This is a genomic window from Acetomicrobium sp. UBA5826, assembly GCF_002433005.1.
Lineage (GTDB): Bacteria > Synergistota > Synergistia > Synergistales > Acetomicrobiaceae > Acetomicrobium.
The window spans coordinates 105,672-130,284 of the sequence record NZ_DJHF01000022.1 but is presented as its reverse complement, the minus strand read 5'-3'; the positions used below and the strand labels follow the sequence as shown (position 1 = coordinate 130,284).

Sequence of the window (24,613 nt, the reverse complement as noted above, 5' to 3'; positions counted from 1 at the left end):
GCTCTAGGTTGGTGATTTGGTTTGACGCCTTTGTATGGATTTATTTTGCTCCTTGGCGGAGTAGGGCTTTTTTTATACGGACTTAACGTCTGTCCCGAGAATATAAAGAAGTATCTCGGCAGAAACGGAAAAGTGTTTTTGTCTCACCTAGGAGCCAGAAAAAGGTCCTCTCTGCTCTTTGGTTTGGTCTTTTCGGTAATGGTGCAAAGCAGTGCTGCAGCAACATCATTTATCGTGGGCTTGGTAGAGGTTGGGCTTATGGCCTCCGAGGGCGCCCTCGTTGCCATAATTGGAGCAAGTGTAGGTACTGGATTAATCGTGTATTTTTTGAGCCTGGATGTTATTTTATACAGCCCTGTAGCCTTTTTCGTCATAGTGTTTTTTGGACGTTTCGCTAAAGGGCGCTGGAAGGAATATTTTAAGATAGCAGAGGGGATTTCCGTCGTGTTCCTGGGGATGACCCTTATAAAGCTGGGGTCTCAGCCGCTCGTCTATTCGGAGCTGGTGAGGAACTTGATGACTTTCTTGACAGGTTCCTTCCTTCTCATGGCTTTGACGGCTTATTTGCTTACATCGATCATCCAAAGCAGTACGGCAACCCTTGCTGTAGCAATGGGTATGGCCGGATCCGGCTTGCTCCCCTTTCCCTCTGTCTTGCCTATCATTCTGGGAGCCTACGTTGGTTCTTCCAGCTCAGCCCTACTGGCGGCTTTGGGAAAGAAAAGAAAATCTCAGGGACTTGCATGGAGCACATTTCTTTACAGGGTCTTTGGAATACTGCCCATGATCCCATTGGGTGCCCTTTATGTGAAAATAGGAGAAAGCTTGCCCGTAACGATAGACGTTCATATAGCCTTTCTCCAAATATTGCTGGTATTGACTAACATGGTCTTGCTGTTGCCCTTTGTCTCGTTTCTTTCCAAGATAGGAGAAAGGCTTGCCAGCTTCAGCGGAAGGGAATCCATAGAGCCTTTATACCTCGATTGGGCCTTTGTGGACATTACCCCCCTGGCAGTTTCACTGCTTACGAAAGAGATAGTTCGAGCCTCCAATTTTTTGGAGGAATTTCTTTACGGATTGTTTCATGGAGACATAGACGAGGGACGTCTGTTTTTATTGAAGTCAAGTTTGCCCGATCTGGTCGATTCCTGTGTCTTCTATCGGTCGGCAATAACGTGGATTTCGAAGGAAGATAGCGCCCTCGTTAAGGAGTTCGTCGCCACCTCTTACTCCTTAAATGCCCTTAAAAATATGGTCACTCTGGCCACGGCAAGGCTTTTTCCCCTGCTCAGAGGAGAGAGGGAAGTTGTGGGATACTCTCTTCTCCTTTCAGAAATGGAGGAAATTAAGGGCCTTTTTTTCGACATCTTCACTAGCAGTCTAGGCGCCTATGCCCTGGACGATCCTTCCTTTGCGAAGAAGGCCTTTAAGCTCTATGGAGAGTTTTCCCAGATCATAGCTGAAAGAAAAAACAGGCTTATGTTATCTCATCATAGGATCGAGGGTGGCACCGAATTGATCGATCTGTTGACCCTGCTCGATGTCATTTTGAGAGAATCTCTGGAATTTGCGCGCGTAGCAAGACGTTATAATGAAAAGAGCGAAGAAGACGATAAAAGATTTATCAACCAACAGGGAGAGAGGGAATTTGATCTTTAAGAGAGAGTCCAAAGATGATCAGAAGGTTGGGGGGCTTTTCGAGAGGGACAGAAAATGGCTCTTCGAGCGGCTCAATTCGATGGCCGATTTGGTCGAACTGTCTATAAGCGATTCTTTGGAAGCCATCATGAAAAGAAGCGACGATATGGCTTTAGAGGTCATCGGCAAGGACGATGCAATAGACATAGTGGAAGTCGAGGTTGAACAGGAGTGCCTTCGCTTATTGGCTATGCGCCAGCCGGTCCGAGAGGATCTGCGCTTCGTCTTTACTATCATCAAAGTTATTACGGAATTAGAACGCATCGGAGATCAGGCCGTGAATATAGCAGAAAGGGCACTGGAGTTAAACAGGGAAGGTCTGCTCAAGCCTTTGATCGACATACCGAAGATGGGAAGGATAGTAATAGAGATGGTAAGGGGGGCTATCAAGGCCTTCGAGGAGAAGGATGTGGATAAGTTGGTAGAAGTTTTTAAACGCGACGACGAGGTGGATGCGCTGAACAGGGGCATATTTGCCGAGATAATTCAGATCATGGCTTCAACAAAGATGGATGATCCCTATTCTGTAAAGAAGGCCACTGATCTGCTTCTGGTGTCCAGGTATCTGGAGAGGGCCGGCGATCATGCCAGCAACATAGCAGAACGCGCCTTTTTCAGCGTCACGGGGGAGAGGATAAAGGAAAAGCTAAAGAGGAGAGCCTAGGGGGGATGATCATGGATTTTGCTTTCGAACTTAAGGACGAACTTCATCGAAGAGGTGCTTCTTTGGTCGGCTTTGCCGATCTAAAGGGTATTTCTCCAGAAGCGGGAATGCCTTTTGGAATATCGATTGCCTATGCCCTTGACCCCGACGTTATATCGCAAATAAGCGACGGGCCAACGGGCGAATACGCGGCCCTTTACCACAGGGCCAACGAAATTTTGGGCAAATTGGCGGAATTTACTGCGGATTTTATTGCCTCGCGGGGATGGAAGGCCAAATACATTCCGGCCACAACAAATGTGAGTGCCGACAGATTAGTCACGCCTTTGCCCCACAAGACTGTAGCTACAAGGGCAGGCCTCGGGTGGATAGGCAAGTGCGCCCTTTTAGTGACAGAGCAGTATGGATCGGCCCTGCGTCTGGCCTCCGTCTTGACGGAGATGGCCCTTCCCAGTGGTGAGCCGGTAGGAAGCTCCCGATGCGGTAGTTGTGACTCCTGCGTTAGCGCATGTCCGGTTTCGGCGCCCTCGGGAAGGGAATGGAATCCATCGTTGAAAAGAGAGGAATTTTTCGATGCCAGTCTTTGTTACAAGAAGACTAGTGAAAACGCCAGACGTCCCGAAATTGGAGCTACCATATGTGGGATATGCATAGCTGCCTGTCCCTGGACGAAGCGTTATCTTCGGTCAAAAAATAGAGAAAGTTGAAGGTGATCTACTTGAAAAAAGTGGAAGGCATATTCGCGCCAATAGCCACCATATTTGATGAGGCTGGCGACTTAGATCTGGAAGGTTTTTGCGATAACGTCAGGAAGTTCAACGAGACTAAACTTTCCGGACTGGTCGTCCTGGGAAGCAACGGAGAGTTCCCCCTGTTGAGTTATCGGGAAAAGATCGCCCTAGTGAAATCAGTTAAAGAGACGCTTGACAGAAATAAGCTTCTCATAGCAGGGACTGGATGCGAGTCTTTGCGCGAGACGATTATGTTGAGCAATGAATCGGCCGACATAGGCGTAGATGCGATTTTAGTCGTCACGCCAAGTTATTACAAAAGCGATATGACTGATGAGGCGTTGGAAAGGTATTTCACGACAATTGCCGATGAATGCAAGGTGCCCGTGATGCTTTATAACATGCCCAGGAACACGGGAATAAACTTAACGTCGAGCCTTGTGGCAAGGTTGGCAAAACACCCCAATATCATCGGCATCAAGGATAGCTCGGGAAATATCTCCCAAATCGCAGAGATCATAGCAAAATGCCCTAATGATTTCGCCGTCTTTGCCGGTTCCGGGAGCTTCCTTTTGCCCACGCTCATGCTTGGAGGAGTGGGCGGTACCTTGGCTGTGGCAAACGTCTTGCCGGATTACTGTGCAGCGATTCACGATCTCTATAAAGAGGGCGACTTGGATAAGGCCAGAAAACTGCAGCTTGGCTTGCTAGACCTTAACGCAGCGGTTACAACTCGTTACGGCATCGGGGGAATGAAGGCGGCCATGGAAATTGTCGGCTTTCACGGGGGATCTCCAAGATTGCCCATACTTCCTGCCAGTGGAGCAGTAAAAGAAGAAATATCTAAAATAATAGTTGATGCTTTGAAGGTTTTTTCCGAGGTTTGTGGGAGTTAGGGATTATTTTAAAGAAGAATTTTCGACCTGAGGGGCATTGCTTTTCTTCCTGTTCACCATCCATAGTCCAAGGAGGACGAGCAAGGCCCCTGCCGCGTCTTTAAGGGAAAGCGATTCGTTTAAAAGCATTACGGCAGTTATCGTAGCCGTCAAGGGGTTGAGGTACATAAAGACACCGACCTGAGACGCTGGCAACGCGTATAGCGCTTCGTACCAAAATATGTAGGCGATACCGGAGCACAGTACACCTAAAAAGAGAAGGCTAATCCATACCTGCCAGGAAAAGGAAAGGGAAAAGCCCGAAAAGTAGACAGGTATGTTCGAGAAAAGCCAACCGAAGGACATTATGTAAAAGAGGGAGACTATTTGGTCCCTTCTTTCCAGGAACTTTCTCGAAATTACAGTAAAGGCCGCCCAATTTATCGCGCTCAAGGAGATCAACAGGTCGCCTGCTGTTATTCCTTTAGGCAAGAGCGAACTTCCTTCCCCCAGGACAAGCAGTACGCCGAGGGCTGCCGAAAAAAGGCCGATGACTCCCTCCCTCGCGATCCTCTCTTTTAAAAAGATCCGCCCAAATAAGGCTATTATCAAGGGCGTGGTCGATACTATCCAGGCGGATGTGGCTGCCTGAGCAGTTTTCAACGCTTCTGCCTGGATAAGGTTGTGAAAGGTTACTCCCATGAGTCCCAGGGCGGCCATATATAACAAATCCTTGGGCGATACATATATCCCGCCATTTTTCCTTTTCCATAACCATAAGGATAAAACGCCGAATCCGGCCAGGGATCGAAACCACACTATCATGGATGGACTCGTCTCATTTACGGCTATCTTCATGGCCACAAAGGAGGCTCCCCAAAAGATGGTTGCCGATGCTGCCTCGATAAAGGCTCGATTTCTCCGACTCATGCTCATTTTTTTCTATTTAACCCCTTTGACCTTTTTCTTTTGAGACAAAACTTTTCAGGGGGCATAAAAAGGACGCCCGATTAGATTTTACAACCAGGCGTCCTTCGTTGCATTATTGCGATCTTCCAAGATTAAAATTCTTTATATATATCTTTTTTGGCTCCACATACGGGACACTGATCGGGAAGTTTATCCAAGACGGTATGTCCACATACAGGGCAGATGTAAACCTTCTTGAATTCGAAATCCTTGCCCTGCTCTGCTGCCTCTTTGGCCTTTTTGTAAAGTTCGGCATGTATCTTTTCTGCCTCTAAGGCGAAGGTGAAAGACCTGACGGCTTCCTTTTCCCCCTGCATCTTGGCCACTTCCAAATAGGCAGGGTACATTTGTTCCACCTCGTGCTCCTCTCCCATGATGCCCCCGAGCAGGTTTTCTGCGGTCTTTTTACCGCCGAATACGCCGCCGGCAGTTACAGAGTGGTCGCCAATGTCTCCATCTAAGACATTGAAATGATTCCCAGCGTGGACCTGTTCGGCATAGGCTATGGCCTTAAAAAGACGGGCTATATTTGGAAAACCTTCCTTTTGTGCAATCTCGCTCCAATGCAGATACCTCATATGGGCCATGCTCTCGCCACCATAGGCGGAGCGCAAGAAATCAGCCGTCATTGCGTTCTTTACAGCCATCTGTATCACCCTCCCTAATATTTTATACACCATAATTTCGGAAGCATGTATAATTTAAAATAAATTCAACTTGTTTGTCAAGCAGGGTCATATTATACTCCAGATTAAGTCAACGCTCTTAGGTTATTATATCAATATATAAAGCCAATAAGTGTTTTTTTTGACCGTGGTTTTATGCCATCATACGAAAGGGGGTAGCGGCAATGAAGGATTCATCGAAAGTTTACGATGTGAGAAGGGCTTCCATGCGTTTTATATTGATGATGGGGCTTGTGAGCCTTTTCGGGGATATGGCCTACGAAGGTGCCAGAAGTTCCACCGGTGCTTTTATGGCAACTCTTGGTGCCAGCGCAGGAGCTGTCGGCTTTGTCGTCGGTTTTGGAGAGCTGCTTGGCTACGCCGTGCGCATTTTTTCCGGTCGCTTGGCCGATCGGTCCAAGGCATATTGGCCGCTGGTCTTTTTGGGGTATGGTCTCATCTTGTGTGTTCCCCTGCTCGCAGTGGCGCCCTCGTGGAAGATAGCTGCCCTATTTATTTTGGGCGAACGGCTCGGAAAGGCCATCAGAAGCCCTGCAAGGGATGCTTTGCTTTCATATGCCACCAAACAGGTGGGGAGAGGTTGGGGTTTTGGGATTCATGAGGCGATGGACCAAATAGGCGCTATAATCGGTCCGCTTATAATGTCCCTTGCTCTATACCTCGGCTTGGGTTTTAGAGGGGGTTTTTCGCTTCTATTTGTACCTGCAGTGTCGATTTTGCTTGTATTGGCTCTTGTAAAAAGGACGACTCCGGCTCCCCAGAGTTTCGAGATGGAAGAGGAAGCAGAGGGGGAAGGGGAAAAGGAAGCCAAATTGCCGAGGGTATTTTGGCGATATATGTTGTTCGTCTGTCTTGCTGGAGTGGGACTCATACCATTTCAGATAATGGCCTATCACATGAAATCGGGAGCATTCGTCTCTGACGTGAGCATACCGATATATTACGCCATTGCCATGGGAATAGATGCCCTGTTTGCCTTGATTGTCGGAAGGTTGTATGACAGCATTGGTTTGAGGTGTCTTCTTTTCGTTCCCGTTTTCACCCTTCCCATACCGCTTTTTGCCTTTGCTAGAGATCCAATATCCTTGGGCCTTGGCGTCGGATTATGGGGTTTGGTAATGGCTGTTCACGAGACTATCATGCGAGCGGCTATAGCCGATATCGTTCCGCCTGCCCGCAGGGGAACTGCCTACGGCATATTCAACGCCGCATACGGTATTTCTCTTTTTTGCGGAAGTTTTATTATAGGGCGACTCTACGACAAAGCGCTGGCTTACGTAATCCTCTTCGTTTTGCTGGCTGTGCTCCTTTCCTTTATGGCTTTTGTTATGTTTTTGGGAAAGCACAGGCAGTAAAGGTTTAAAAGTACAAGAAGCAGGCCACGCTTCTGTCGTCTCCGATTTTCTTTAGGGGAGGAAGAGCGTGGCATCTGTCCGATGCGTAGGGACATAGGGAGAAATAGGGGCAGCCTTTCCAGTGAGGAGGAAGGGGCCTTCTTTTCGTCTTTATCTCGATTGGCTTTCCAAGCCTTGGAAGAGCCGCGGAAAGCGCCATGGTATAAGGGTGGAGAGGATCTTTCAGGAGGGGGCCGGTATGGCCTGTTTCGCACATGTGACCACTATAAAGGACAATCCCCCTTTCGGCGATGACCTTGGCCAGTAAGAGGTCGTGGGTTACGAAGATCAGGGACATGCCTCTTCGGTGGTGTCCTCTTATTAGATTGACCAGATCCATGCGCGTTGATGCATCCTGCATGGAAGTGGGTTCGTCAGCGAAAAGCAGCTTCGGATCCGTTACGAGGGCACGGGCCAACATTATCCTCTGGCGCTGGCCACCCGAGAAACCCTGGATCAATTTTCTGTTCCATAGGGTTTCTCCTATGCCCAAAGATGACAAAAGCTCCTTTGCTCTCTCCAGTCCTGTCTTTTTGACGTTTAATCGGGTAATTACAAGCGGCTCCATTACAGCTTGAAGGGCAGTAAGGATCGGCGGCAGACCTCCGAAGGGATCCTGGGGTATGTAGCCGCAAGCTTTCCTTATCTCCCGAAGCTCTTCGTCGCCGACTTCATCCAAATATTTGCCGAAGAGGCGCACCCTTCCGCGGGTGGGTTCAATAAGTCCCAGGAGGATTCGCAACATCGAAGTCTTGCCGCTGCCTGATTCTCCTATAAAAGCGATGCTTCCGCCTCTCTGCATGGAAAATGAGACGCCGGAAAGGGCATAATTTTTTTCTTTGCCGAAGGCGAGGGTCACATTTTCCGCCGAAACTATCTCTTCTTTCAATGTTCTTCCTCCATTGTGCGCAGGGATCTGATCAGAGAGATCGTGTGGGGGTGCTTTGGATCGTTAATAATTCTATCCCTTTCGGCGGTCTCCACGATTCGGCTTCTGTGCATAACTGATATTTTATCGGCAATAGAGGCGGCCAGGGCCAAATCATGGGTTACCATCAACATGCCCATATTGCGTGCCTTCACTATTCTTTTGAGGAGATCGATTATTTCAGCTTGCGTTATGACGTCCAGGGCGGTGGTCGGTTCGTCCGCCAGCAAATAATCGGGGCTGCAACATAGAGCCATCGCAATAGCGCAGCGCTGTTTTTGGCCCCCCGACATCTCGTGAGGAAATCTACGGAGAAACTTTCGATCCAAGCCCACTTCCTCAAGAAGTTCGCCCGCCCTGGCCGCTGCGTCTGTCTCCTTCATATTCAGATGTTCTTGCATTGCCTCGACGAACTGTCTTTCCATCGCCAAGACAGGAGTGAAGGAGTTCATCGAACCTTGAAGTACCAAAGATACCTTCTTCCATCTGAATTGCCTTTTCCTGTCGTGGGGAAGGCTCAAGAAGTTCATGCCGTCTAAAAAGACTTCACCCGATGTCTTGGATCCTCTGGGCAAAAGCGCAAGGGATGCGTAAAGGAGGCTGCTTTTGCCGCTGCCCGATTCTCCTACCAACGCCACTATCTCACCTGGTGAAAGCATTAGATTGGCATCTGTAACGGCTTCGACGCCGTTGGGGTAGGTAACGCTTAAATGGCTAATCTCCATCATTTCCTCAAACTCTCCTTCAATCGCGGATCTGTTCTCTCCTCGAGTTGCCTTCCTATGCCGATAAAGGTAAGGCATATCGCGGCTATTCCCAGGCCAGGCGGAAATATAAGCCACCAAGCGCCTCCTGTGAAGGCGCCAAATACGTGAGCTTCGTGTAACATCCGCCCCCACGAGGGCATTAAAGGATCGGAAAGGCCCAGAAAAGAGAGCCCCGCTTCGGCCAGTATCGCCCCAGGCACGCCGAGCGCCATTTGGGCAAGCAGAAGAGGCAGCGCTTCCGGCACGAGATGTCGGGCCAAGATGTATCCCGTTGGCGCTCCCAGGGCTCGAAGGTTTTCAATGTAAGGAGCTTCTCTGATCGATAGCGTCATAGCTCTGACGACCCGTGCCGTTCCCATCCAGGAAAAAATGGACAACACCAGTACAATCTGCCAGAGCCCTCTTCCCCATATCCCTGAAATAACCATCAATATCGGTAGAGTCGGTATGGCAAGCAGGACGTCGATCATCCTCATTATCGCCGAATCGACGAAACCGCCCAAATAACCTGCCAGCAAGCCCAACCCCATTCCCAGCGTAGAGGCCAGCAAAGTGGCGGATATTCCCACCAAGAGGGAAATTTTGATGCCCTCCACGAAGAGGCGTAAGACATCCCTTCCCCTTTGGTCAGTCCCAAAGATACCCCATCTTCCGACGTGGATGTCCAGGTTCAGATCGATGGTCGCATCCTCGTCGGATTTAACGATTAATTCGTATATGCCCCTTTCGGAGAAGGCGATCTCCGAAAGGTCTGAGAAGGGATCCATGCCCAACTCTAATTTCAGGGGCACATCCCTGGAATCAATGTCGATATCGAACCTTTTGGCTCCCGAGAGATCCGCCAATTTGTAAGCTCCGCTTGGCGTTACGAGTAAAATAAAGGCCCTTTCGGGAGGTCTGTCGAAGGATACGGTGCCTTTTAGAGAGAATGTCGCAGGAGGATTGCCGTCCCATTTGAAGGAGAAGATCTCGTCCTTCACGCTGTAAGATCGGGGAGCCGGCGATTTAAGGTCGAGCCAGAGTGGCTTGGAAAAGGGGGGAGCTACCGTTTCGTTTGCAGGTCCCATGAAAAGCGGGGCCAAAAATGCCAAAATGAGGAAGATGATCAGGATGAGAATGCCGTAACGTCGCAAGATCATCGCCTTACCTTTCTGAAGCTTATTCTCGGATCCACCAAGGCATAGGCTGCGTCAGCCAGCAGGTTACATATGACGGTTATTAAGGCAAGAAGGTAAAAGGCGGCCCCAGCTGCCGGATAATCGTGTCCCGAGACGGCCTCGAGCAAAAATTTTCCAACGCCGTGGAGGGAAAAGACCGTCTCCGTGATAACCGCTCCCGATATAACCCCCGGCAGGGACAGGAAAAAGATGGTTATAATTGGAGGGAGGGCAGTCCTGAAAGCATGTCCCCAAAGGATTTGGCCTTCTCTCAGCCCCTTCGCCCTAGCCAGCAAGACGAAGTCCTCTCCCAAGGTCTTTACCATAAGGTTTCTGACGTAAAGCGCCCACGAACCAAAGCCGATCAGCACCAGAGAAAGGACCGGTAAGGCCATATGCCATACCTTGTCTCCAAGGAGGTTCCAGAAACCGACGGGTGGAGGGATGGAGGCGCTGCCCCTCAGGGGAAAGAGGGGAAGGACATGGGCGAAGAGCAGTAGGAGGACCAGTTGTACGAAGAAGGATGGAAAGGAAAACGATACTGCACCCGACATCAATACGATCTTCTCGCTGAATTTCCCCCTCCCTTTTGCAGCCATCACTCCCAGAAAGGTACCCAATACGGCAGAGAGGAAAAGGGAAGGCAAAAGCAGCGCCAACGTATTGGGCAGCCTCTCGGCCAATTCCTGCCAAACAGGTTTTTGAGATAAAAAGGAAAGTCCGAATTTGAAGGAGAGCATTTGTTTGACGTACAAAAGAAATTGTTGGAATAGAGGTTTGTCCAGGCCGTAGGATTTCAACAGCTCCTCCTTTGCTTCGGGAGAAAAACGCGGGTCGAGTAAGGTGCTAGTAGGGTCACCGGGCATCAGCCTGAAAAGAAAAAAGTTAAGAGATAGAACAATGACAATGACCAAAAGGCTTGTGAAGATCCTGCGCATCCAGTAATTACCGCTTTTCAACGAACAGCTCTCCTCCAGTAATTATTGTTTTTAAGAAGTTTTACATACTCTCCGGGTTTATAACTTGCAAATTGGAAGGGCCCTGTGCCGATCAACTTATCCGGAGAAAGAGACCTCCAATCCTCTGTGTTACAAAGCACGTGGGCGGGCAGTATGGGCAATCCCCCGATTTGATGTAAATACCAAAAGCTTCTTTGTGAAAATGTTATGACGACGAGGTCTCCCTGTATCTTTATGTCTTCTATGTCTTTGACATTATCGTAGTACCTGGGGATGGAGTGTCTGCGCATGAAGGCTATGGTAGCTTTTACGTCTTCGGCGGTAAAGGGTTTGCCGTCATGCCATTTAATATCTTCCCTGACGACAAAGAAAAGGCGCGTCCTTTCTCTGCCATCGTCGGTGGTCTCTATCCTCCAGCTTTTTGCAAGCCATGGAATGTCTTCCAGTGTGAAGGGATCGGTGCCCAGTAGTGATTCGTATATCAATGAAAGCACTTGCCAATCGTAAGCACTGCCCGCAGACATAGGGTTCAGATTGCGAGGCTCTTCGGGCAGGGACCAATAAAAGTTTTTTCTGTCCTCTCTGTGTTTCAGGGATAAAAATGAGTAGACGTTATCGGGAGTCGTGTATTTAGAGGTTACGGCGTTTTCCCAATCGTTTCGCAGTGCCGTGACGTAGTATCTGGAGTATATAGGCACCTGAGGGACGTACTCATAAAGGAGCTTTTGCGCTTCCCTGGCAGCTGCGCGCGCCTCATTTTCATCCTTTGCGTATTTAAGAGCTTCCAGCGCCTCATCCAAATCAGGCAACTTTATACCGCTAATGTTATAGCCACCCTCTATATCCATTGAGGAGTGATAGAATGCGTACAGGCTGTCAGGGTCTCGAGACAGCCCCCAGGCAATGACATAGGCATCGAAATCCCTTCTATCGAGGCGAGAAACCATCATGGAAAAATCCATAGGCTCCGTCTCGATGGGGATGCCGAGGCCTCTCATCGATTCGCAGATCCTCTCCGCTATCTCCGCTGTAGTGGGTGCCACCTGGGCCGTGGGTGTCATGAGCTTCATCCTGGGAATGGGTTTAGTCTGTCCCGGATATATCAAGACTCCCTTTTTGCTCCAGCGCCAGCCGGACTTCTCAAGCCTCTCCCTTGCCTTTTCGAGATTTGACTCCCCTACAGGTGATTCTGCCTGGTAGGGAGAAGCAGGAGGCAAAAAGGAGAAAAGAGGCAGGGCATAACCTCCAAAAACATCTCTCACAATTTGCTTTCTATCCAGGACCTCCCATATCGATCGTCTCAGCTCCACCCTGTCCCATGGGGGCTTTCTTAAATTAAGCCCCAAAAAGAAGGCATGAAATCCCTCGGCCAGGTAGAGGTCTATCTTTTCGTTATCGCTAAGTCTTCTTATATCCGAAATACGAGCGATATCCCCCAGCATATCTACCTTGCCGCCTTCCAGCGCCAAAAGCTGGGCGTCGTTGTCCTTTATGATGACGCAATAAAGATCTTCGATGGTTGGCAAGTCGTATTCGTCGAAGGGCGCTGCCGCTCCTATATGGGGTGCAAAGGCAAAGAGAAGGGCCGTAAAGGCGACAAGGGCAAAGACTTTAGAATTATAAAGGGCTTTGCTGTCTCTCACGGACGTATCCTTTGGATTAGCCTAACACTCCGGCGGCGGTGCCCAGATGCCCTCAGCAGCGTCGCGCATTACTGGACAATAAACGATACCGACCTTGGCGGTCCTGGAGCAGGCGTTGCAAGAAATGCATTCGGCTGGCTCTCTGTCTCCCGAGGCCCATCGGTTCACCAAATCCGGTTCCGCTATGAGGGGCCTCGACAAGGAGAAGGCCTCTGCCGTACCTCTATCAAAAAGATTGACCATACTTTCCTGGGATCTCAATCCGCCGACCAATATTACCTGGGTGGCCTTGCCCACCCGCTCCCTTATAGCGCTGGCTTCTTCTGCAAAATAGCCCTCGTTTTTACCGGCTATTATGCCCGTACGGGATGGCGAAAGGTTTTTGTCTCCGTAGAAGGTTCCGCCCGAAACTTCAATGGCGTCGACTTTTACCCTGGCCAGTTCCTGGGCAAGCCTTATCCCCTCAAGGCTGGAGTAACCCTCGTTAGCTCCCTCTGTGACCGATATCTTGACCCAGAGAGGAAAATCTTCTCCGGTGCGATATCTGATTTCCTCAAGGATCTCGAAAACTATTCGCGCTCTTTTTAGGATATCCTCTCCTCCGTATCCGTCCTTCCTTTTGTTGAAGATGGGGGAAAGAAATTGAGTCAGAAGAAATCCGTGAGCGAGGTGAAGCTGTACCCCATCGGCATTAGAAACCTTCGCTCTTTGGGCTGCCTTTGCGAAATCCGTTATGAGCGAATGAATCTCGGATATGGTCATCCCTTTGCAGGGACGGCCCGTCATTGGGTTTTTGACATCCGAGGGAGCAAGCGCAACCCCGTCTTCTGCTGTAATGCTAAAGGCACCGGCATGTGAGATCTGAACTATCATGGGGCATCCTGTCCCATGAGCTTCGCTGACGAGATTGGCGAGTCCGGAGATGTTATCGTCGGAAGATATGGACAGCTGGCGGGGAGAGGCCTTACCGTTGGAGTTAACGTAAGCGTGACCCGTTATAATGAGTCCTACGCCACCTTTGGCCAACTCCTTGTATTTTTCGATTAATTTGGGAGTTGGATTTCCCGTTTTTTCGTCTGCTCCTGCCATGCAAGTGGCCGATCGAATAATTCTATTTTTTACGCCAATCCGTCCTAGCGTGGCAGGTTTCATGATGCTATCGGCAAATGACATAAATGATCCCTCCCTTTGTGTGGTCGCCCTGATATTTAGATTATATGTCATTTCCATGGGGCTTGATGTAGAATATGTAATTGAAAATGACTGAAAATATGGGACTATTATTATATTAGCATAGCAAAAGAGGAGATAAATATGAAACGTTTCTTCGCGGGCATAGATATAGGTTCATCTACTATTCATAGCGTCCTTTTGGATGAATCGGGCAAAATCTTTTACGTCTCTCCGAGCCTGTCCCATTTTGGGGCCCCTTTGAATAAACTTCCCGATGTATGGGCGTACCTGTCGGCAAACTCAAAAGACGGAGAGATTGTCTCAACTGCTTTTACGGGCATTGGTGCTCAATACATTAAAGACGTCTTTCCCGAATTACTCTTCGACTACGAAAGCGTAACAATTCCAAAAGGGGTATCCCTTTTATGTCCCGATGCGGTTTATGTCTTTCACATCGGCGCAAAGGATTCCTACTTCTTCCGATTGGGCCATCTGGAGAAAGAGGTCAATCTGCTCGAATGGTCCGCTAACAGCAAATGCGGCGGAGGGTCGGGCATACTTATAGAAAAGCAGTTGAGGCGTCTTTATCTCAAAGAAGATGAATTGCTGTTCAATTCTAATGCTGCCGATGAGAAATCCAAACTCATGGAGAGCCTTTACGAGCAAGCCGAGAAGGACCTGGCTCGACATGAGTCCGTGCAAGGTTTTAATGCTCGCTGTGGGGTAGTGATTCAGTCGGATTTGATACACGAACAGAACGAGGGAGCAGATCGTGCATATCTGGTATCGCGCCTGTTTGCTACAGTTGCTCGAAATTACAAAAACGACGTAGTTGGTGCAAGAGATCTCGATACCTCACTTTGTTCCGTTGCTACGGGAGGTGTTTTTGCAAGCGATTATCTTCTAAAGCGCCTTCAGGAACTTTTGGGCGTGGTTTTGAAACGACCCCGGCATTTTAGGGCCGTCGCTGCAATAGGAGCAGCCTATGAGGCGATAGAAAAGGGCAATCGTCACGTTATGGATTTTTCAAAAGTAGGCGAAATTACTTCTTTCGTTAGGGATAAACGTCCCTCCGCACCTCCTCTATATACATTCTTGGATAAAGTGCACGTATACGATGGAGAGGTAAAGGAAGTAGACGATGGCGATATCAGGGATGTAGTTATTGGCGTTGATGGCGGTTCTACTACGACCAAGGCAGCTGTGGTGGACGTATCGACGGGAGACCTCCTCGATAAGATATACATAAGTACTCATGGCGACCCCGAGGGAGCCTTGAAGGAAGTCTTCAGATATCTCTCGGGTAAGGCCGAAAACTACAACGTCCGGGGTATATGCACTACCGGTTCGGCTAGAAAGCTTTATGAGCGCATCCTCGTTAGCCAATCGAAGAAAAGGGTCCTTGAATCCGAGGGCTTTATAGTCCTTGACGGTGCCGTAGATGAAATCACCTGCCATGCCGTTGGCATTAAACATCACGATCCGGCCATAGATACCATTTTCGAAATAGGCGGCCAGGACATGAAGTTTACGACCTTTAAGGTAAAAGGCAGTGTGCCCACAGATGAGATTGAGGAAGCTCGCATGAACTATTCCTGTCAGGCAGGAGCGGGTCAGACCCTTGAGAATATGGCACAGCTTTTGGACCTCGACGTTAAATCCAGCCTCCAGGAGGCGGCGCTCAAGGCCGATACAGTTCCTCTGATAGATTCAACTTGCGGCGTCTTTATGGAGATGGAAGAAAACAGGCTCATAGCAGAGGGCTTCTCAAAGGAACAGATTGCAGCGGCGATCATAAGGGCTACGGCTGCTAGCTATTTCAACAAGTTCGTGGGAGGGCCGCAGCACGTAAAAAGCAAATGCTCATGCCAGGGCGGTCCCGCTTTGGGGTTGGCCTTTCTGGCTGCAATGGCCCAGGTCACGGGCAAGGAGATATATGCATATCCCCATAGAGAGCTTTTCGGCGCTTGGGGAGCAGGTCTATTTTTGCGCAACAGGATATTGCAGCTGCAAACCGAAGGAAAGGAAGTACGATCCGCCTTCAGGGGTTTCGAAGTGGTTGACATGAAATTCGAGAAACGGGATGTCCTGTGCAGCGACCACTTTGGGCCTTTGTCCTGTGGAATGAGAAACTGTAAGCTTAAGATATTTTCCATAGGAGGAGAAGAGGTTATAACAGGAGGATTCTGTCCCAGGGGAAACAGCGAGGGGGCTGGTCAAAGCAGAAAGGATTACGTCGAAATCTATCATAAGTTATTGGATGAACACTTCGACGGCATTTTATATGAAGACCTGGATGAGCTCGATGGATTGGATTTGCCCACGATTGGAATACATAGAAGCGGCGTCACCCTGGGCGATTTGGGCATATGGTCGTCGGCTGTCTTTAAAAAGCTGGGATTTCTACCCGTGTTCACGCCGAAATCGGATGACGAGATAGCCCAAGTAGGCATAAACATCGCTCCCACGGAGTTTTGCATTGCCATGAAGCTTGTAATAGGACATGCTGCATTACTTTATCACGACAGAAGGATCAAGCATATTTTCAACCCCTGTTTCATAGAGGAAACCAGGCCCGAGAAGCCCCATCGCAAGTTTTGCATCTATACTGAAGCTGAGGGCTATCTCCTGCAGGATATATTGGGAATAGAGCCCGAAAGGGAGTTTTTAAGCGTGCTCTACCTTGGCGACGACGAAAGATCAGCCAAATCTTTACACGAAGAATTTCGCAGGCTCGGCTACGATTTCAGCGTTGAAAGAATTTTGGAGGCCATGTCCTATGCAAAAGAGAAGCTCAAGGCTTTCAAAGAAGCAGTTTATAAATACGGCGACGAATTCTTGGAGGAGCTGGAAAGGTCAGGCGAAGTGGGCTATGTGGGATTGGGAAGGGATTACGTGATTTTGGATCCCCAGGCCTCGTCAAACTCGGGGTCGATGTTCTCGAAGCAGCGGGGCATGAGGTATATTCCCCAAAGTTTTCTCGAGAAATACTATCACGATATCCCCATCGATGAGCTATGCTACAACGAATATTGGTATCAAAATGCCCACATACTTCAGGCTGCTATATATACGGCAAGACATCCCAGACTGTTCCCGATCAGGCAGATGAACTTCGCCTGCGGTCCCGATTCCATGAAGTTTTATCATGAGAGCGAGATCTTCAGGAGGGCGGAAAAACCCTTTCTTCATCTTGTTACCGATGCCCAGACAAATAACGCCCCCTTCGTCACGAGGGCCGAAGCTCATGAGCGCGTCGTCCAAAGGGCAAAGCCCAAGACGGACATGCCTCTGTCCGACTTTGTACTTTTTCCTCATGACGGGGAAAAGGAAAAGGTGAGCTTAGGGTCCCGCGTATGGTTAATACCTTACATGGGTGAGGCCAGTCGTTTTGGAGCTGCCGTCTTGCGACACTATGGCGTCAATGCCATGGCCATGCCCACGGCCACCAGCGCATCCAAGGACGCCGCAAGCAGGTTCATAACGACGGAGACGTGTTTCCCCCTTCGCGGGGTAGTTGGTGACGTGATGGCTTCCATAGAGGAGCTTGCCCGAGAAAGGGGAAAGGAGTGGGTCAGAGACAACATCGTTATATTTTTACCGACCACGTCGGGTCCCTGCAGGTTCGGCAAATACGGAGAGGTATTAAAGATATTTTTGAAACAGGAAGGACTTGACTCTGTTCCCATAGTGAGCCCCTCCACGGACAGCAGCTACATAGAGATAGAAGCCCCCGAGCAATTCGGCGGAACATTGGGAAAGGCCAATGCCCTTATAAACGTTTTTAGGGCCATTAAAATGGCGGATATGGTGGATGATCTTATCCGCAAGTTCCGCCCCTATAGCGACGACAAAAAGGCCTTCGACGAGCTGTGCAAGCAGAGATTGGATCTGCTGGAACATTTGTTAGTTGAAAATAGCGCTTCTTATGCAACGCTGAAGCGGTGGACGAAGGAGACCATGGTCCTTTTTATGAAAGAAGCCCCAAAGGCCAAACATCATTCCTTGCCCCTCATCCTCTACGTGGGAGAAATTTACACGCGGCAACACGATCCCTACACGGAATACGTGATAAAAAGGCTGGAGGAAGAGGGTTTGGAAGTGGTCAGGGGGAGCATCACGGAGTGGCTCNNTACGAATATATCAACTATCTGACGATCAGGGACAACCCCAAATTTCCTTATAAGTTTGCTCAATTTTACATGGAATACGCCGATTGGCGATTCAAGCGGATCTTCGGAGAGACCGCCAAGGAAAGGGAGGTCCTGCCTAAACCCAGCGTCATAATAGAAGACCTCCAAAAAAGCAGGAGATACCACGGAGATATCACCGGTGAATCTCCTTTGGTAATAGGCATCTTTTTGAAGTTTTTGCGAGGGGAATTACCAGGCAACGGGCAGAAGGTCTGCGGGATATTCCATGTGGGTCCCTTTACCTGCATGCAAGAAGGCGTCGCCATGGCCAAGATGGATGCCATGTTGAAGGAAGAGACCAAAGACAACCACGGTTTGATCGTGCCCGTGGTCCATGCCTTTTTCGGAGACTCGGCCAACACCAACCTGGAGGCGGAAATAGCCGCCTTCAGAGAGCAGTGCCGTCTTAAGGCCAGGATGAACGGTTCCGTGGGTTTTAAAAGCAAAAGAACGAGCCCTGCCGTAAAGGGTAATCTCGTGATTCAAGAAAGGTCTTAGCACTGAAATAACGAGCTTTTGTCAGACCTTTGCCCGGCTCGGAGCGATGAGTGGAACTTTCCACGATTTGCTCCGAGCCGGGATTTTTTGTTGACTACTTATGCTATTATCTGCTAGTATCAGCTATAGCATATTGCGGGAGGAATAGGTCATGAATCGCGCAGAAAGGCTTGAGAAAATCGAAGAAATTCTGAAAAACGCCTCCTCGCCCGTAAGCGGCTCCTATCTTGCTGATCTTTTTGGGGTCAGCCGTCAGGCCATAGTTCAGGATATAGCGATCTTACGAACCCAAGGCCTGGAGGTCATATCCACTCCTTCAGGATACTATCTAGACAGGATAAAAAAATTACGGAGGATTATAGCCGTTAGACACAGCAAGGAGGAGATATTCGATGAACTTCTGGCCATCGTCGAAGCCGGAGGGAGAGTGCTCGACGTTATGGTCGATCATCCTCTATATGGCGAGATAAGGGGAAGCATAGGAGTGGCATCGCGTAACGAGGTAACCCGTTTCGTAAATATGCTCGAAAGTTCAGGCCAGGAACCGCTGCTTTCCCTTGCAAGGGGCTTTCACTTGCATACTGTCGAAGCCGATGACGAGGAGACCATGAAAAGGGTAGAAGAGGCCCTTAAGAAGCTGGGCTTTCTATTTTTGGGTTAATAAAACTTGAGGGAGTGTGATCATCCTTGGTCGAGAAAGAAAGATATTTGATTGTTCTGGCTTTGGGCCTTGCCCTTTGCAACTTGATCGTTCCCTATTGTTTTCTGAGAGAAAGCGGGTCCTTTCTGTTTTGGATATTGACCACCCTCTTCATGATTGTAGCTGGGACCGCCTATACCAGAAATTGGGGCAGAAAAAAGGAGAAGACCTCATGACAGCCTCCCTTTTAATGGCAAGCGTTGGTTTATGGTTCGTCATCGGCTCCTATATATCCTACTCTTCGCGCCAGAGGGGAAAAATCGATTTGGCGGATTACTTTTTGGGCAGTCGAAGGATAAACGGCTTTGTTTCCGCAATGACCTATAGTGCCACTACATACAGCGCCTTCATGATGGTGGGGCTTGTGGGGTTGACATATCGTTATGGCGTAGCAGCCCTTGGGTTTGAGCTTACCTACCTCATGGGTACGGTTATTCTACTCGTCCTCTTTGCGCCAAGATATTGGATTGCAGGGAGGAAATACGATCTTATAAGCCCGTCGGAGCTGTTGAGTTTCAGATACGAAAATAAAAGCGTAGGTGCGCTGAATTCTTTGTTGTGTATAGTTATGTTGATACCTTACGCCTCTGTGCAGTTAATTGGAGCAGGCTATCTCGTCGAAACTTTATCAGACGGCTCTTTAAGTTATACGACTGGGACCGTCATTGCTGCCATTGTCACCTTTGTTTTTTGTTGGTGGGCAGGTCTCCGTTCGGTGGCCCGCACCGACGCTCTCCAGGCGGTTATCATGTTCGTAGCCAGCCTCATGCTTGTAGGTTATCTGGCCTTGAAGTTGGGTGGTGGCGGTTTTCACAGGGTCCTCGTCGCCGAAAGAAGTGATTTGCTTCGCCTTAACTGGTCGCCCTCCTTTTTTGTGGGATTGACATTACCCTGGGCTTTTTTTGCAATCACCAACCCGCAGGTGGTACAACGCCTTTTCATTCCAAAGGATTGCGTCAGCATAAGAAGGATGATAGTGGGTTTTTCCTATTTCGGTTTCTTTTACACCGTGATTTGCTGCATATTGGGGTTGATGGCCGCGTTGATGGTGCCGGGCCTTGATCTTCCCGATAATGCAATGCCCATGTTGTTGAAAGAAGTTCCGCCGGCCATTTCGGTGGTGGTATTTGTGAGCATATTGGCTGCGGCGGTATCGACGATGAATTCCATCGTCCTTACCTTGAGCAACATGTTCGGAAGGGATTTGCTCAAGGCCTATAACCCGGGCCTTTCTGAAGAAAGAGAGCTAGCCATTTCCAAAATCATCATAGTATGCCTAATAGCCGCATGCCTTTTATTTTCTCAGCTTAAGCTCGACTTGATCGTCGTACTGTCCTCGCTTGCTTCGGGGGGGTTGCTCGTGCAATTGCCCTCGATCATTGGAGCCTTCTTTTGGAAAAAGTCCAGCGCCAAGGGAGCGGTGGCCAGTATATTGGTTGGCGGGATTACTGTAGGCTTTTTGACGGTCGCCAACCTAAAACCCTTAGGGCAGTGGCCTGCCATTTGGGGACTGCTGACATCCTCCGTCGCATTCGTCCTTATTAGCAAAAAGACCCAACCCCCAAAGGGGGCAGAGTCTTTTTTAAGGGAACTTAAGGAAGATTTAACGGCCAAGTTTGGCTTTTAATTCTCTCTTCCCAACTGCCTTTCCGCTTCGTCGCAAGCGTCTCGGGCAAGGCGCTGTGCTTTAAGAGAAGCATCGCGTATGGCCTTCATGAAGGCAGTCCTCACCTTGCCGTCCTCAAGTGCATAAATGGCATCTATAGTGACGCCCCCGGGCGTCACCACCATATCTCTCAACTCGGCAGGGTGTTTCCCGGAGCTCAAGAGAAGGTGAGAAGCTCCTATGACGGACCATGCCGCAGCTCTGAGGGCGAGATCTCTTGGCAATCCCACTTGAAGTGCCCCGTATATCATGGCTTCTACTACTGTGTAAAGATAGGCCGGGCTTGAGCCTGCCATAGCCGTCAAAACGTCGAGGTGCTGCTCGTCCACTTCTTCGTATTCACCCATGTCCCCGAAGATTTTTGTGATGACGTTCTTGTCTGAGTCGGTTACGTTTTTCCCGCAAGAATATACGGTATATCCTTCCTTTACCTGAACGGCAATATTGGTCATAGCTCTGACCACTCGAGAGTCGGGAATTACACGTTGCATCAAGTCAAGGTTTATGGATGCCGCGAAGGAGATCACCAGCTTATCCTTGAGGCAGTGAGAGAGATTTTTCAAGAGAGGTATCACCTGATAGGGCTTTACGGATATGACGATGACCTCTGCTTCCGATACCGCCTTATCGTTGTCGGAAGTTATGTTGATGCCCTTTTCGGCTAGAGGGGACAACCTCTCGATTTTGCGCCTAGTGGCAGTAACCTGAAAATCATCGCTTATGGCGCAGGCTATAGCCCCACCAATGACTCCTGCGCCTATAATGGCCACTTTTTCCCTTTCCATTGCGATCCTATCCTCCTGTCTGTGTATATCTTGAAAGGGATTATTGTCTATATTAGCCCGATCAAGAATTTTTCTCGCCATTATAACAGCTAAATCTCCTTTGCGCACCTACCTTTTGCCAGTTGAGTCGCTGTCCGTCTATGGTAAGATAACAGAGAGTGTCGAGGAAAGGAGGGACCTTCGTGCTCGTGAGGGCGCATCTTTGGCTTACGGGAAGGGTGCAGGGGGTGGCCTTCAGGTATTATGCAGCCGCTAAAGCGAAAGAACTAATGGTTTCCGGTTTTATAAGAAATCTGGACGATGGAAGGGTTGAGGTCGTGATCCAGGGAGAGCCGGAGAGCGTGGAGAAGATGATCCATTGGTGCAGAAAAGGACCCCCTCACGCTATTGTAAAAGATGCGATCATGGTCTACGAAGACCCCGATCCGGAGTGGAAAAATTTTGAGATAAGAGGTTGATCGACTAAATGGAAGAGATCACGGTTTTTGGCGCCGGCAGTTGGGGTACGGCTTTGGCAAATTTGCTCGGGGAATTGGGACATCGGGTTGTCCTATGGTGCAGGAGGTCCGATCAGGCCCGGGCTATAAATTTGTTGGGCGAAAATCCGAATTATCTCAGAGGATACAGAATCTCTTCAAATGTAACGGCTACTTCCAATATCGACGAGGCAATTGAGTCGCCGAAATGGGTTTTGGCGCTCCCAACTCAGGCCGTAAGAGGCTTTTTGATGGAACTTTCTGGGAATATGGCACCCCAAAGGCCTGAAATATGCAACGTTGCCAAGGGTATAGAAATAGATTCGGTGTCCACCGTCAGCGAAATAGTAAAAAATGTCTTGGGCGATGTTTCCTATTCTGTGTTGTCCGGCCCCAGCCACGCCGAAGAGGTAATCCGGGGTTTTCCCACGGCAGTGGTGGTCGCTTCCTTGAAGGTAGAGGCTGCCGAGATGTGGCAAAACGTCTTTTCTCGTCCCACCTTCAGGGTTTATACTTCAAACGATGTCGTCGGGGTGGAAATCGGCGGGGCGGTCAAAAACGTCATAGCCATCGCTGCCGGGATTGCAAAAGCCATGGAATTGGGAGATAATGCTTTGGCAGCTCTTGTAAGCAGAGGGCTGGCCGAAATAATGCGGCTTGGAGCGAAGTTGGGAGCTAATCCCCTGACGCTTTCCGGCCTTGCGGGCGTTGGAGACTTGATCGTTACTTGTTTCAGCAGCCACTCGAGGAATATGCGCCTGGGTTTTGCCGTCGGCATGGGAAAATCCATGAAAGAAGCGTCGGATGAACTGGGTCAAGTCGCAGAGGGAATCTATACCGTTAAAGCTTTGAAGAAAATGGCACAACAGGTGGGAGTGGAACTTCCTATCGTCGAAGAGGTGTACGCCATATTGTACGAGGGCCTTTCGCCCAATGAGGCATTGAGCAACCTTCTGTTGAGGGATCCAAAGCCCGAGTTGCCCCCGGCTATGCAATGGATGTAAAATTTTACATGATTGTAGCTTTTGAAAATAACTTCAACAAAAAAATAGGAGGGATTTTTCATGGCAAAAGCGGTAGTTGATAGGGATACCTGTATAGGATGTGAAGCATGTGTTGGTGTTTGCCCGGCCGAGGCGATCAGCATTGAGGACGGGAAAGCTAAAGTGGACCCCGATACCTGCATAGAGTGTGGAGCCTGCGTGTCCACCTGCCCGGTATCGGCAATATCCCAATAGCATAGTTGAGTTCTAATATTTTTGGGCCTAGGCGACTAGGCCCCTTTTGTTAAGCAAATGTCAAAAGATAAACTGGCAAAATCATGCGACATTTTGTGCCTTTTCGAGAAAGGCGGTTTTGAGGCCTACATAGTAGGAGGAACCGTAAGGGATTTGGCAATGGGATCCCCCTTTGGCGACGTCGATATTGCGACATCGGCAAAGCCCATGGATATAGCGAGCCTCTTTCCGGAGGCCAAAAAAGTGGGCCGTGATCCTCTCTGTACCTTCGTCATTCCTCAGAATGGATGGACTGTCGAGATAACGCCTTTGCAAGGTGAAATACTATCAGAAGACCTATCGCGAAGGGATTTCACCATAAATGCCATGGCCTTAAATAGGTTTGGAGATCTCTATGACCCCTTTGGCGGTATGAAAGACCTTGTAAATAAGGTTCTTCGTTTTACCGGCTCTCCGAGAGAGCGAATTGAAGAAGACCCCGTCCGCTGCATAAGGTTGTTCAGATTCGCCTCAACTTTGAGGGAGTTCGAAGTTTCCCACTCCTCTATGGATGCTGTAAGGGAGAGTTTATCACTCTTTAAGGACGTTCCCCTTGAGCGAATAGGCAAAGAAGTCTACAAAGCCTTAAGAGGAAGCCCATTTACGTTCTTAAAGCTTTTGGAAGATACCGGATTTCTTGCCTCAACCCTTCCTCACGTCTATGCACTTCGTGGGGTTCCTCAGGATCCCCAATTTCATCCCGAAGGCGATGTCTATGAACACACCAAGCTGTGTTTGAAATATGCCGAAAAGATCACGAAAAGGTGTGATGTGCGGGCGGCAGCTTTGTTTCATGACATAGCAAAACCGTACACGATGAAAGAGGATGAAGAAAGGCTGCGATTCATAGATCACGAGAAGAAAGGGGGGGCTTTGGCCAAGGAGATAATGGGTCAGTGGGCATGGCCGGCCTATTTCGTGAAAAAAGTTTCGGCCTTGGTCAGATGGCATATGGTCCCTTTGATCTCGACAGCTCCAAAGCGCATTCCCCGTCTTTATCTTGAGTATGGCAAAGCCTGGTTGGATGGACTCTTCCTCCTTTCATATATAGATATAAGTTCAAGCAACAGAGATTATTCCAAATGGGTAGAGAATCGACAGATTGCCCTGTCGTGTCTTTTTAAACTTTCTGATGATGAGAAGTTGATATCTGGCAGAGATGTCATGGATATACTAAAAATCGAAGAAGGCCCTGAAGTGGGGCGTATCATATTTGAAATATACGAGATGATGGCAAAGGGCGATATTAAAAGCCGGGAAGATGCCATTGATTACCTAAAGAAATTAAATGAAAGTTAAAGAGAAGCTGTAAGACATTTTCGAGTATATTTGATAAAATATAATTGGTTCGTTATCAGTAAACAATATACAAGC

Annotated in this window: 22 protein-coding genes; 13 read left to right on the top strand and 9 right to left on the bottom strand. The window is 49.0% G+C overall.

Annotated elements, in window-relative coordinates; all coding sequences use genetic code 11:
• Window positions 1-21 precede the first annotated feature (21 nt).
• The 4 genes from B3N34_RS08115 to B3N34_RS08100 are packed head-to-tail and all read left to right on the top strand — an operon-like array spanning window position 22 to window position 3,989.
• Complete coding sequence (locus B3N34_RS08115) at window positions 22-1,659, top strand: Na/Pi symporter (protein WP_286976659.1); 1,638 nt, start codon at window positions 22-24, stop codon at window positions 1,657-1,659.
• The gene (gene phoU / locus B3N34_RS08110; RefSeq protein WP_286976657.1) at window positions 1,649-2,362 is read left to right on the top strand and encodes a phosphate signaling complex protein PhoU; all 714 of its coding nucleotides are present in this window, start codon (window positions 1,649-1,651) and stop codon (window positions 2,360-2,362) included. The genes B3N34_RS08115 and phoU overlap by 11 nt, the downstream gene beginning before the upstream one ends.
• A gap of 11 nt (window positions 2,363-2,373) precedes the next feature.
• Window positions 2,374-3,069: a 4Fe-4S double cluster binding domain-containing protein gene (locus B3N34_RS08105; RefSeq protein ID WP_286976655.1), complete on the top strand. Its 696-nt coding sequence runs from the start codon at window positions 2,374-2,376 to the stop codon at window positions 3,067-3,069.
• Between the two features lie 2 nt (window positions 3,070-3,071).
• Window positions 3,072-3,989, top strand: coding sequence for a dihydrodipicolinate synthase family protein (locus B3N34_RS08100; RefSeq protein WP_286976653.1), 918 nt, complete (start codon window positions 3,072-3,074; stop codon window positions 3,987-3,989).
• A 3-nt stretch (window positions 3,990-3,992) separates the two neighbouring features.
• On the opposite strand, the gene B3N34_RS08095 is transcribed toward B3N34_RS08100, so the two are convergent.
• Window positions 3,993-4,904, bottom strand: a complete 912-nt coding sequence (locus tag B3N34_RS08095) for a DMT family transporter (RefSeq protein WP_286976650.1) — start codon at window positions 4,902-4,904, stop codon at window positions 3,993-3,995.
• 125 nt (window positions 4,905-5,029) lie between these two features.
• Window positions 5,030-5,584 carry a rubrerythrin family protein gene (locus B3N34_RS08090; RefSeq protein ID WP_286976647.1) on the bottom strand — a complete coding sequence of 185 codons (555 nt, stop codon included), beginning with the start codon at window positions 5,582-5,584 and terminating at the stop codon, window positions 5,030-5,032.
• Between the two features lie 203 nt (window positions 5,585-5,787).
• Between B3N34_RS08090 and B3N34_RS08085 the strand changes: the two genes are divergently transcribed.
• On the top strand, window positions 5,788-6,978 hold the full coding sequence (locus B3N34_RS08085) for an MFS transporter (RefSeq protein ID WP_286976644.1): 1,191 nt from the start codon (window positions 5,788-5,790) through the stop codon (window positions 6,976-6,978).
• A gap of 4 nt (window positions 6,979-6,982) precedes the next feature.
• Here B3N34_RS08085 and B3N34_RS08080 read toward each other — a convergent pair whose 3' ends face one another.
• The 6 genes from B3N34_RS08080 to B3N34_RS08055 are packed head-to-tail and all read right to left on the bottom strand — an operon-like array spanning window position 6,983 to window position 13,644.
• Window positions 6,983-7,906, bottom strand: coding sequence for an ABC transporter ATP-binding protein (locus B3N34_RS08080; protein WP_286976641.1), 924 nt, complete (start codon window positions 7,904-7,906; stop codon window positions 6,983-6,985).
• Window positions 7,903-8,673 (bottom strand): ABC transporter ATP-binding protein, encoded by a 771-nt coding sequence (locus tag B3N34_RS08075; RefSeq protein ID WP_286976639.1) that lies wholly within the window; start codon window positions 8,671-8,673, stop codon window positions 7,903-7,905. Before B3N34_RS08075 ends, B3N34_RS08080 begins: the two co-directional genes overlap by 4 nt.
• A complete protein-coding gene (locus B3N34_RS08070) occupies window positions 8,670-9,851 on the bottom strand; it encodes an ABC transporter permease (RefSeq protein WP_286976636.1) in 1,182 nt (393 codons plus the stop codon). Before B3N34_RS08070 ends, B3N34_RS08075 begins: the two co-directional genes overlap by 4 nt.
• A complete protein-coding gene (locus tag B3N34_RS08065) occupies window positions 9,848-10,807 on the bottom strand; it encodes an ABC transporter permease (RefSeq protein WP_286976751.1) in 960 nt (319 codons plus the stop codon). The genes B3N34_RS08070 and B3N34_RS08065 overlap by 4 nt, the downstream gene beginning before the upstream one ends.
• A gap of 17 nt (window positions 10,808-10,824) precedes the next feature.
• Window positions 10,825-12,471 (bottom strand): ABC transporter substrate-binding protein, encoded by a 1,647-nt coding sequence (locus tag B3N34_RS08060; RefSeq protein WP_286976633.1) that lies wholly within the window; start codon window positions 12,469-12,471, stop codon window positions 10,825-10,827.
• A gap of 21 nt (window positions 12,472-12,492) precedes the next feature.
• Complete coding sequence (locus tag B3N34_RS08055; protein ID WP_286976631.1) at window positions 12,493-13,644, bottom strand: NADH:flavin oxidoreductase; 1,152 nt, start codon at window positions 13,642-13,644, stop codon at window positions 12,493-12,495.
• Between the two features lie 141 nt (window positions 13,645-13,785).
• Here B3N34_RS08055 and B3N34_RS08050 point away from each other — a divergent pair, with 141 nt between their 5' ends.
• The 4 genes from B3N34_RS08050 to B3N34_RS08035 all read left to right on the top strand — a co-directional run bounded on the left by B3N34_RS08050 (window position 13,786) and on the right by B3N34_RS08035 (window position 20,662).
• Window positions 13,786-17,799, top strand: coding sequence for an acyl-CoA dehydratase activase-related protein (locus B3N34_RS08050; protein ID WP_286976628.1), 4,014 nt, complete (start codon window positions 13,786-13,788; stop codon window positions 17,797-17,799).
• Between the two features lie 687 nt (window positions 17,800-18,486).
• Window positions 18,487-18,996: a transcription repressor NadR gene (locus tag B3N34_RS08045; RefSeq protein WP_091461431.1), complete on the top strand. Its 510-nt coding sequence runs from the start codon at window positions 18,487-18,489 to the stop codon at window positions 18,994-18,996.
• Window positions 18,997-19,022: 26 nt separating this feature from the next.
• On the top strand, window positions 19,023-19,211 hold the full coding sequence (locus B3N34_RS08040; RefSeq protein WP_040348709.1) for a hypothetical protein: 189 nt from the start codon (window positions 19,023-19,025) through the stop codon (window positions 19,209-19,211).
• Window positions 19,208-20,662, top strand: a complete 1,455-nt coding sequence (locus tag B3N34_RS08035) for a sodium:solute symporter family protein (RefSeq protein WP_286976624.1) — start codon at window positions 19,208-19,210, stop codon at window positions 20,660-20,662. Before B3N34_RS08040 ends, B3N34_RS08035 begins: the two co-directional genes overlap by 4 nt.
• Here B3N34_RS08035 and proC read toward each other — a convergent pair.
• Window positions 20,659-21,567 (bottom strand): pyrroline-5-carboxylate reductase, encoded by a 909-nt coding sequence (gene proC / locus B3N34_RS08030; protein ID WP_286976621.1) that lies wholly within the window; start codon window positions 21,565-21,567, stop codon window positions 20,659-20,661. The two genes, B3N34_RS08035 and proC, sit on opposite strands and share 4 nt — an antisense overlap.
• 101 nt (window positions 21,568-21,668) lie before the next feature.
• On the opposite strand from proC, the gene B3N34_RS08025 reads away from it, so the two are divergent.
• From B3N34_RS08025 to B3N34_RS08010, 4 genes are read left to right on the top strand one after another with little or no spacing between them, the layout of a single operon-like run.
• Window positions 21,669-21,944 (top strand): acylphosphatase, encoded by a 276-nt coding sequence (locus tag B3N34_RS08025; RefSeq protein WP_286976619.1) that lies wholly within the window; start codon window positions 21,669-21,671, stop codon window positions 21,942-21,944.
• Between the two features lie 8 nt (window positions 21,945-21,952).
• Entirely contained in the window at window positions 21,953-22,966 is a 1,014-nt protein-coding gene (locus B3N34_RS08020) for an NAD(P)H-dependent glycerol-3-phosphate dehydrogenase (protein WP_286976616.1), read from the top strand.
• Between the two features lie 60 nt (window positions 22,967-23,026).
• Window positions 23,027-23,200 (top strand): DUF362 domain-containing protein, encoded by a 174-nt coding sequence (locus tag B3N34_RS08015; protein ID WP_009201965.1) that lies wholly within the window; start codon window positions 23,027-23,029, stop codon window positions 23,198-23,200.
• 57 nt (window positions 23,201-23,257) lie between these two features.
• A complete protein-coding gene (locus B3N34_RS08010) occupies window positions 23,258-24,538 on the top strand; it encodes a CCA tRNA nucleotidyltransferase (protein WP_286976614.1) in 1,281 nt (426 codons plus the stop codon).
• The last annotated feature ends 75 nt before the right edge of the window (window positions 24,539-24,613 follow it).

What these genes read in the sequence shown, in the direction of transcription:
- B3N34_RS08090 (WP_286976647.1), bottom strand. Translation starts at nt 5,584, where the DNA reads ATGGCTGTAAAGAACGCAATGACGGCTGATTTCTTGCGCTCCGCCTAT.
- B3N34_RS08075 (WP_286976639.1), bottom strand. Translation starts at nt 8,673, where the DNA reads ATGATGGAGATTAGCCATTTAAGCGTTACCTACCCCAACGGCGTCGAA.
- B3N34_RS08045 (WP_091461431.1), top strand. Translation starts at nt 18,487, where the DNA reads ATGAATCGCGCAGAAAGGCTTGAGAAAATCGAAGAAATTCTGAAAAAC.
- B3N34_RS08055 (WP_286976631.1), bottom strand. Translation starts at nt 13,644, where the DNA reads ATGTCATTTGCCGATAGCATCATGAAACCTGCCACGCTAGGACGGATT.
- B3N34_RS08010 (WP_286976614.1), top strand. Translation starts at nt 23,258, where the DNA reads ATGTCAAAAGATAAACTGGCAAAATCATGCGACATTTTGTGCCTTTTC.
- B3N34_RS08105 (WP_286976655.1), top strand. Translation starts at nt 2,374, where the DNA reads ATGGATTTTGCTTTCGAACTTAAGGACGAACTTCATCGAAGAGGTGCT.
- B3N34_RS08015 (WP_009201965.1), top strand. Translation starts at nt 23,027, where the DNA reads ATGGCAAAAGCGGTAGTTGATAGGGATACCTGTATAGGATGTGAAGCA.
- B3N34_RS08085 (WP_286976644.1), top strand. Translation starts at nt 5,788, where the DNA reads ATGAAGGATTCATCGAAAGTTTACGATGTGAGAAGGGCTTCCATGCGT.
- B3N34_RS08095 (WP_286976650.1), bottom strand. Translation starts at nt 4,904, where the DNA reads ATGAGCATGAGTCGGAGAAATCGAGCCTTTATCGAGGCAGCATCGGCA.
- proC (WP_286976621.1), bottom strand. Translation starts at nt 21,567, where the DNA reads ATGGCGAGAAAAATTCTTGATCGGGCTAATATAGACAATAATCCCTTT.
- B3N34_RS08070 (WP_286976636.1), bottom strand. Translation starts at nt 9,851, where the DNA reads ATGATCTTGCGACGTTACGGCATTCTCATCCTGATCATCTTCCTCATT.
- B3N34_RS08065 (WP_286976751.1), bottom strand. Translation starts at nt 10,807, where the DNA reads ATGCGCAGGATCTTCACAAGCCTTTTGGTCATTGTCATTGTTCTATCT.
- B3N34_RS08020 (WP_286976616.1), top strand. Translation starts at nt 21,953, where the DNA reads ATGGAAGAGATCACGGTTTTTGGCGCCGGCAGTTGGGGTACGGCTTTG.
- B3N34_RS08035 (WP_286976624.1), top strand. Translation starts at nt 19,208, where the DNA reads ATGACAGCCTCCCTTTTAATGGCAAGCGTTGGTTTATGGTTCGTCATC.